Source organism: Sphingomonas sp. 66-10 (genome assembly GCF_001897045.1).
In the GTDB taxonomy this organism is placed as follows: Bacteria; Pseudomonadota; Alphaproteobacteria; order Sphingomonadales; family Sphingomonadaceae; genus Sphingomonas; species Sphingomonas lycopersici.
Genome location: NZ_MKRR01000133.1, coordinates 116,770 through 123,866, shown reverse-complemented (window position 1 = coordinate 123,866; position 7,097 = coordinate 116,770). Strand labels below are relative to the sequence as shown.

The following is a 7,097-nucleotide window of genomic DNA, read 5'->3' as shown; positions in this document are numbered from 1 at the left end:
GCTGCTCGCCGTCTCGATCATTTCGGGCGCGCACGCACAACGAGCAGAGAGCCGGTGGACGATCGCCGACGCAAGGGCGCTCCTGGCCTATATCGACGGGATCGAGAATGAAGGACTGATTCCCGCCGATTATGCGCCTCAAACGCTACGGCGCGCGATCGAAAATAGGGAAGGCGCGGTCCTCGACGCTGCCGCCGATGCTTCCTTCACCGCGCTGGTCGAGGATTTGCGTGATGGTCGCACGCCCGTCGATGACCGCGGTGCATGGTATGTCGACGACGACGACGAGATTCGTAACCCGGCCGACGCGGTGTTGGCGCGTGCCCTCCGCACGCATGACATCTCCGGCACCCTTGCGTCGCTCGACCCCACGGCGCCCGATTATGCTGCGCTGAAGGAGGCTTTGGCCGGGACTCCTGCCGCTGACATCCGCCGACGTGCGTTGTTGCGCGTCAATATGGATCGCTGGCGCTGGTTTCCGCGCGACTTCGGCAGCGACTATCTGTTCGTCAACGTGCCCGAGTTCCGGCTTCGGCAGGTGCGCGGTGGCGACGTCGTTCGGAACTATCGCGTGATCGTCGGCAAGCCCGGCGATACCGCGACGCCGATTCTGGCGGAGAAAGCCGCGGCGGTCGTGCTCAACCCGGTCTGGACGGTGCCTGAGCCGATCGCCGAGGGCGAGAAGCTCGGCGCGCGCCTCTTCGCCCATCCCGACATGGCGCGGGCAGGGGGTTATGTCGTTCGCCGTGACGCCGGTGGCAGGATCGCCGTTATCCAGCAGCCGGGGCCCGCGAATGTGCTGGGCAAGGTCAAGATCGACATGCCGAATGCCTATGGGATCTACCTCCACGACACGCCGGCGCAGGATCTGTTCGATCGCGCCGTTCCCGCGCTTAGTCACGGTTGCATTCGCGTGGAAGGAGCAATCGCGCTGGCGACCGATCTCGTTGGGACGAAGGCGGATATGCCGCCGGGGGCGGTGAAGGCGATCGTCGGCGCCGGCCAGACGCGCAACATCGCGCTGCCGCGCCCGATGCCGGTCCTTATCGGCTATTTCACGATCGGCCCAACATCGAACGGCGGCTCACTGGCCGTCTTCGGCGACATTTACGGTTGGGACCCACCGGCAGCGGCAAGTTTCCAGCGGCCGCGCGTGCCGCGATGAAGAGGCTCAGGGATTACGCGTGGCAGGGGGTGGCTGGTTCTAGGGGCGAGCCATCGATCGGGCGCTCGGATCACCGTGATCCGAGCTCCCGACCGTCTAAAGTGAGGTTAGCGGCAGCGCACCTGGCCGCGATCGACCGAACGGCCGAGCAAGGCGCCGCCGGCGCCGCCGATCAGCGTGCCGAGCGTATCGCCGCCGATCGCGTTGCCGAGCAGGCCGCCTGCCAGACCACCGATCACCAGACCGGTGGTACCGTCGTTGCGGCGGCAATAATAACGCCCGTCGCGGCCGCGGTAGATGCGATCGTTGCGGCTGAGGCGGCGCTCCCGATAGCGCCCCGGGCGATAGGAATGCGATGCATCCCAGCCCTGCCTGTCCCCCTGCCAGCGATAATCGCGATCGCGATGCTGGGCGGCAGCCGGTGCCGGCAACGCGACCGGCAGCGCGACGGTGGCGGCAGCGATAGCGGCGACCAATTTCATACGCATGGGACATCTCCTTATTAGCGGAGGTTCAACGCTTCATCGCAGGTCGGGGTTCACCGCGCGCTGGCGCCGCTCTCGTGCTCGATTGAATTTACATTCTTTACTGAATGTAAATTCAATCTCGGCTTTAACATCTTTGGCGGCCGGGCCGCGCGATCGGGAGCACCGTCGATCGATCGGGCGCCCGGCCGGAAAGTCGATCAAAGGGAGAGGCAGATGAAGGGATTATCGCGAGCGGCCGTTGCGGCGCTCCTCGCCACCGTAATACCGGTGGTTCCGGCGCTGGCGCAGTCGGTGCCGAACGCACCCACCGGGCCGATCGAAACGAAATATTATGCCAACGGCCCATTCGCCACGACCCAGACCCGCTCGGCGGCACCGTGCGATTCAAAGGGCAACCAATGCGATATATTCTATCCCAGCGACGTCACTTCCTCGACGACGCGGTGGCCGCTGGTGGTGTGGGCCAACGGGACCGCGGCGACGCCCGACAAATATACCTATTGGCTGCGGCACCTCGCCTCCTGGGGTTTCGTGATCGTCGCGACCCGCGATCAGCAAACCGGATTTGGCAATACCGCGCTGGATTCGCTTGCTTATATGCAGGGCGAGGAAGCCGATCCGGCCAGCCCCTTCTACCATCGCATCGATTTCTCGCATGTCGGCGCGGCGGGCCATTCGCAGGGCGCCTCGGGCGCGGCCAATGCGATGTTCCATTCGAACGGGGTGATCAGTACCGCGGTGGTCTTCCATCTGCCGAGCCAGATGTGGTGCAATCCGGCGGACAATTGCCTGCTGACGCCGACCCTGGCCGGCGGGGCGGGGTCGATCTTCTATGTCAGCGGCACCGCCGACGGGCTGATCGCGCCGGATACGCAGGGCAGCGGGACGCAGCTCAATTCGCAAACCGCTTATTACAACGCGACGCCGGCGGCGATGGCCAAGGCCAAGGGATTGCTCAAGGGCACCAACCATAACGATATCTCGGGCACGCCGGGGTGCGGGCTGCTCGGGATTCTCCAATCCTGCAACAACGGGACCTATGGCTATCTCGGCTTCCCGACCGCGTGGCTGGTGTGGAAGCTCAAAGGCGATGCCGCCGCCGGCGCGGCGTTCAAGGCCGGATCCGGCGAGTTCTTCACCGCTAGCGCATGGACCGGGCAGGTCAGCAACGTGCCGTGATCGTTGCGGTCGCACGTCCGCCGCGAAAAAGCGGCGTGCGGCCGAGGATCGGTTTCCCCGACAGAGACGAGAATGAGGCGATGCGTCGCGTAACAGACCGTTATTTGCTTCCCCTTGCGGTGGTCGCGGTGATCGCGGCCGCCGTCTTCCTCTTCTTCCGCGCGCCCGCCGCGCCCGAGGTCGCGCGGACGAAAGCGATCGATACCGGCACCGCCGAACCGATGGAGCCGCTGCGCGCCCACGCGGCGCCGACTCCCACGGGATCGCCGGCCGCGACCGCGCCTACGCCGGCGATCGAGACCGCGATCCTCGCGTCGATCGCCGATCGCGGTGCCGAATTGCGCAGCGTTGCGGTCCGCCGCGACGCCCCGCAGATCGCGTGTGGCGAAAAGCGCACTTCGAGGGATCCGGTGTTCAGGCGCTTCGTCTGGCTGGGGCATCTGAAGATGCTCGCCACCGACGACGGCTCGCACGAGTTCGACCGGATCGCGATGATATGCCGCGAAGGCCAGCCGCTGCCTTAGCGCGGTCAGTCGGTGCGCCGCGCCGGCCCCGGGCGGCCCTGCGCGTCGACCAGGCCCGCTTTCGTCGCCCCCTCGATCAGCATCTTGAGAAAGTCGATCGAGCGGCGGGTGTCGGCGGGGTTGGGCGTCAGCACCTGCGCGATCGAAAGGCCGCGCACCGCCCAGACGAACAACCTGATCGCGGCGCGGGTCTCGGCCTCGTCGTCGCTGCCGAACTGCTCCTTGATCGCCTCGAACGACATCTGCTCGATCTGCGCCTGCATCGGCATGACGAGCGCGGCGAGCTCGGGATCGCTGCGCGACGCCTGCAGCACTTCGAGCACCGCGAGGCCCGAGGGTTTGCTCAGCACCGCCCACAGCATGTCGGGCCAGTCCGAAAGAACCGCCGCACGACCGCGGCTGGCGGCGATCTCGCGATAGCTGCGATGCTCCTGCTCGTAGACGGTGCAGATCACCGCCGCCATCAATTGCGCGCGCGTGCGGAAATGGTGACGCATCGCGCCGCGCGTCACGCCCGCCTCTTCGGCGATCAGTTCGATCGGCGTCTTGCTGTAACCGTTGCGATAAAGCAGCCCGATCGCGGCTTCCAGCAGCGCCTCGCGGGTTTCCGCGGTGCGCTCGGCCTGGGTTCGACGTTTCCTTGCCGGTGCTGCTGCCGTCACCCTTTTGCCCGTCCCTTCGATGCCCGGCCGGTCAGGGGCCGCGCTTTCCGCCGATGTGGCGGGACGGGGGAGGGTGCGTCAAGGACGACGCTCAATCATATTCCAGCTTCGGATACCAAGTTTCTCCGCGCCCTTCGGGGGTGAGATCGAGCGCGGTCCATAAGGGCGCGAAATCGGGGCCGCCGCGCGGGTCCTTGCCGGGGTCCGCCATCTCGCCGGTCATTTCCCCTTTCCAGAACAAGCGGACCTCGTCGCCATCCTTCCGGAACACCGCAAGCAGCGGATATTCCGCCTTGGTCGCCGGATCGAACACGCCGAAATCGAGCGGATAGCTGTCGCCCACCGTCTGGTGGAACCGCAGGTGATGCCAGCCGCGCTCCTGCGCAAAGGCGATCTGCCGCTCGACCGGGCTGCGCCCGAACACCGCCAGCGCGACCCGCTGTCGCAGATCATTGGCATTGGCGTTGAGCGGCCCGAGCAAATTGGTGCACATCGGGCACGGGCGCGCGCGCTCAGGGCCGTACATCCAGAAATAGGTCAGCAAGCTATTCTTGTCGCCGAACAGGTCGATCAGGCGGACCTCGGTGCCGTTCGCGTCGCTAAAGCGATAGTCCGCTTTAATCAGCGGGCCGGGCGGCAGCTCTCGGCGCAGCGCCGCGACCCGGTCGAGATGGCGCTGCAGCTCGATCTCTTCCGCCAGCAGGCTTTGCCGCGCCCGCGCATAATCGGCGGATTCATCGGGGGAAGGTTTGCGCAATGCAGCCAGTTCGATTGACGAGGCAGGCATCTTGTCCCCCCAATTTGCGACCGGTTCCGTGCGCAACAAATTGGCGGGCGGCTTGGTTCCGTGCGCCGGTCAGGCTCGCGCGGCGGGGTGATGCAGCGACACGGCAGTCGCGCCGAGAATGCCCGAGACGATCGCGGAGACGGCAAGGTCGTCGGTCGCCTGCTGGAGCAGCAGTGCGACGGCGCCGAGGACGACCGTCCCCCCAAGGAACGTGAACACCGAACGAAGCCGCGATGCGGCGTTATGGGAACGGTTTGCGACATGCCGGTCGACGAGCAGCCGCACGTCGCGAAGCGCATGCCGATCGAACCCGGCGGCGGCGATCGCGGTTTCCTCAATCGGATCGAGCGCTTCGCCGTCGAGACGGTAAAGCACGGCATAGCGGCGCAACGCCTCGAGCCGCGGATCGGCAAGCGCCGGCTTGGCGCGCCGGCCCGCGAGCCAGCCGCCGATCCGGGCAAAATGGCCCGGCGCACCGAGCGACGAGCGCGTGTCGCCGTAGGACAGTCGCAGCACCTCGCGCTCGATCGCGCCGAATTCGGCGCGCGGGCGCCGCACCGCGCCGGCCGCCGATGCGTCCGGCATCTGTTCGAATTGCACATAGGCCATGATCGTCATGCTCCTGTTCGTGCTGCGCGATGTCGCCGCGCCCTCATTCATATCGGCCGATCGCATGCTCGATAAAACCGGCAAAAGATCGATAATTCTTTTCTAGTTTCTTGAAACTCTCCACGCTCGTCGGGGCCTCAATGCGCTGCGCCCGGTTCGATCTGCCGCGCCGGCTTGGGGGCGGCCCAGATCAGCATCGCGGCGACGAAGAACATCCCCGCCGAGACCAGGAAGACATGATTGGTCGCGAGCGAGCTCGCCTCGGTGCTCACCAGCCGCTCGATCTGCCCGGCGATCGATCCGGGGTCGAACCCCTGGCTCTGCAGCGCGGCCACGGTGTCGTCGGTATTGAGCTTGCCGACCAGCTCGCTGTGCGCGGCGCGGGTCTGATTGTCCCAATAGGTCGTGACGATCGAGGTGCCGACCGCGCCGGACAAGGTGCGCAGGAAGCTCATCAGCCCCGCCGCCGATTCGAGCTCGTCGGGGTCGACCGCGCTCAACCCGATCGTGGTGATCGAGATGAAGAAGAACGGCATGCCGACGCCCTGCAGCAATTGCGGGATCGCCAGCGTCCAGAAATCGGCGCCGCTGAACCAGTGCGTCCGCAGCAATGATGTCGCGCCGAGCCACAGCACGCCGAAGCAGACGAGGATGCGCGCGTCGACGCGGTTGGACAGATTGGCCGCGATCGGTGCCACCAGCAGCGCCGAAACGCCCGTGAACGCGGTCGCATAGCCCGCCCAGGTGGCGGTATAGCCAAGATCGGCCTGCAGCCATTGCGGGATGATCACCGCGGTGGTGAAGAAGGTGCCGAAGGCGAAGGCGAGCGCGATCACGCTGGCGGTGAAGCCGCGGGGGCGGAAGACGCGCAAATTGACCGCGGGATGCTCCTCGGTCAACTCCCAGGCGCAGAACACCGCGAAGCCGACCGCCGCGATCACCGCCAGCGCGATGATCAGATGGTTGTTGAACCAGTCGCGATCGTGGCCGAGATCGAGCATCAGCTGCAGCGCGGCGATCCACACCACGAGCAGTGCGAGCCCGCTGCGATCGATCCGCGCCGGGCGCAGCGCGGTCTCGACCGGGCGCAGCAGCAGGATCGCGGCGGCGATGCACGCGATCGCGACCGGCAGGTTGACGAAGAAGATCCAATGCCACGACCAATTGTCGCTGAGCACGCCGCCGAGGATCGGGCCGAAGATCGGCGCGGTCACCGTCGTCATCGACCAGATGCCGAGCGCCTGCCCCTGCCGCTCCTTGGGGAAGATGCGCATCATCAGCGTCTGGGTGATCGGCATCAGCGGGCCGCCACAGAAACCCTGGCCGAGCCGGAACAGCACGATCTCGGGGAGCGAGGTCGAGATGCCGCACAGGAAGGAGAAGAGCGCGAAGCCGATCAGCGCGCCGATGAACAATTTCACGCTGCCGAAGCGTGCGGTGAGGAAGCCCGTGAGCGGCACGCACACCGCCTCCGCCACCGAATAAGAGGTGATGATCCACGTCCCCTGATCGGGCGCCACCCCGATCGCGCCCGAAATATGCGGGACGGAGACGTTGGCGATCGTGGTGTCGAGCACCACCATGAAATTGCTCAGCCCCAGCCCGAGCGCCGCGAGCAGCAGCGGCAGGCCGGAAAGCGTGACGGGTTGTTCGGATTGCGTGGCCACGGATGTTGCCCTCCTT

At 66.2% G+C, this 7,097-nt stretch carries 8 protein-coding genes; 3 read left to right on the top strand and 5 right to left on the bottom strand.

From position 1 onward, the window contains the following. The coding region (locus BGN95_RS14520; RefSeq protein WP_286773080.1) for a L,D-transpeptidase family protein at nt 1-1,165 on the top strand (1,165 nt) is incomplete at its 5' end. Nucleotides 1,166-1,272: 107 nt separating this feature from the next. Here the strand turns inward: BGN95_RS14520 and BGN95_RS14515 are convergent. Then, on the bottom strand, nt 1,273-1,653 hold the full coding sequence (locus BGN95_RS14515) for a glycine zipper 2TM domain-containing protein (RefSeq protein ID WP_179514060.1): 381 nt from the start codon (nt 1,651-1,653) through the stop codon (nt 1,273-1,275). 213 nt (nt 1,654-1,866) lie between these two features. Here BGN95_RS14515 and BGN95_RS14510 point away from each other — a divergent pair, with 213 nt between their 5' ends. Together BGN95_RS14510 and BGN95_RS14505 are read left to right on the top strand one after the other, a co-directional pair. Further along, complete coding sequence (locus tag BGN95_RS14510) at nt 1,867-2,832, top strand: poly(ethylene terephthalate) hydrolase family protein (RefSeq protein ID WP_286773079.1); 966 nt, start codon at nt 1,867-1,869, stop codon at nt 2,830-2,832. A gap of 80 nt (nt 2,833-2,912) precedes the next feature. Beyond that, nucleotides 2,913-3,356, top strand: coding sequence for a hypothetical protein (locus BGN95_RS14505; RefSeq protein WP_286773078.1), 444 nt, complete (start codon nt 2,913-2,915; stop codon nt 3,354-3,356). Nucleotides 3,357-3,361: 5 nt separating this feature from the next. On the opposite strand, the gene BGN95_RS14500 is transcribed toward BGN95_RS14505, so the two are convergent. The 4 genes from BGN95_RS14500 to BGN95_RS14485 all read right to left on the bottom strand — a co-directional run bounded on the left by BGN95_RS14500 (nt 3,362) and on the right by BGN95_RS14485 (nt 7,081). Then, on the bottom strand, nt 3,362-4,018 hold the full coding sequence (locus BGN95_RS14500) for a TetR/AcrR family transcriptional regulator (protein WP_286773077.1): 657 nt from the start codon (nt 4,016-4,018) through the stop codon (nt 3,362-3,364). A gap of 91 nt (nt 4,019-4,109) precedes the next feature. After that, the gene (locus BGN95_RS14495) at nt 4,110-4,805 is read right to left on the bottom strand and encodes a DUF899 family protein (RefSeq protein WP_265312714.1); all 696 of its coding nucleotides are present in this window, start codon (nt 4,803-4,805) and stop codon (nt 4,110-4,112) included. A gap of 69 nt (nt 4,806-4,874) precedes the next feature. Next, nucleotides 4,875-5,423, bottom strand: a complete 549-nt coding sequence (locus BGN95_RS14490; RefSeq protein ID WP_265312713.1) for a hypothetical protein — start codon at nt 5,421-5,423, stop codon at nt 4,875-4,877. Between the two features lie 128 nt (nt 5,424-5,551). Beyond that, nucleotides 5,552-7,081: a DHA2 family efflux MFS transporter permease subunit gene (locus BGN95_RS14485; protein ID WP_286773076.1), complete on the bottom strand. Its 1,530-nt coding sequence runs from the start codon at nt 7,079-7,081 to the stop codon at nt 5,552-5,554. Between the last annotated feature and the right edge of the window lie 16 nt (nt 7,082-7,097).

Bases quoted from the DNA above. Each gene is read 5' to 3' on its own strand.
- BGN95_RS14505 (WP_286773078.1), top strand. From the start codon at position 2,913: ATGCGTCGCGTAACAGACCGTTATTTGCTTCCCCTTGCGGTGGTCGCG.
- BGN95_RS14515 (WP_179514060.1), bottom strand. From the start codon at position 1,653: ATGCGTATGAAATTGGTCGCCGCTATCGCTGCCGCCACCGTCGCGCTG.
- BGN95_RS14510 (WP_286773079.1), top strand. From the start codon at position 1,867: ATGAAGGGATTATCGCGAGCGGCCGTTGCGGCGCTCCTCGCCACCGTA.
- BGN95_RS14490 (WP_265312713.1), bottom strand. From the start codon at position 5,423: ATGACGATCATGGCCTATGTGCAATTCGAACAGATGCCGGACGCATCG.
- BGN95_RS14495 (WP_265312714.1), bottom strand. From the start codon at position 4,805: ATGCCTGCCTCGTCAATCGAACTGGCTGCATTGCGCAAACCTTCCCCC.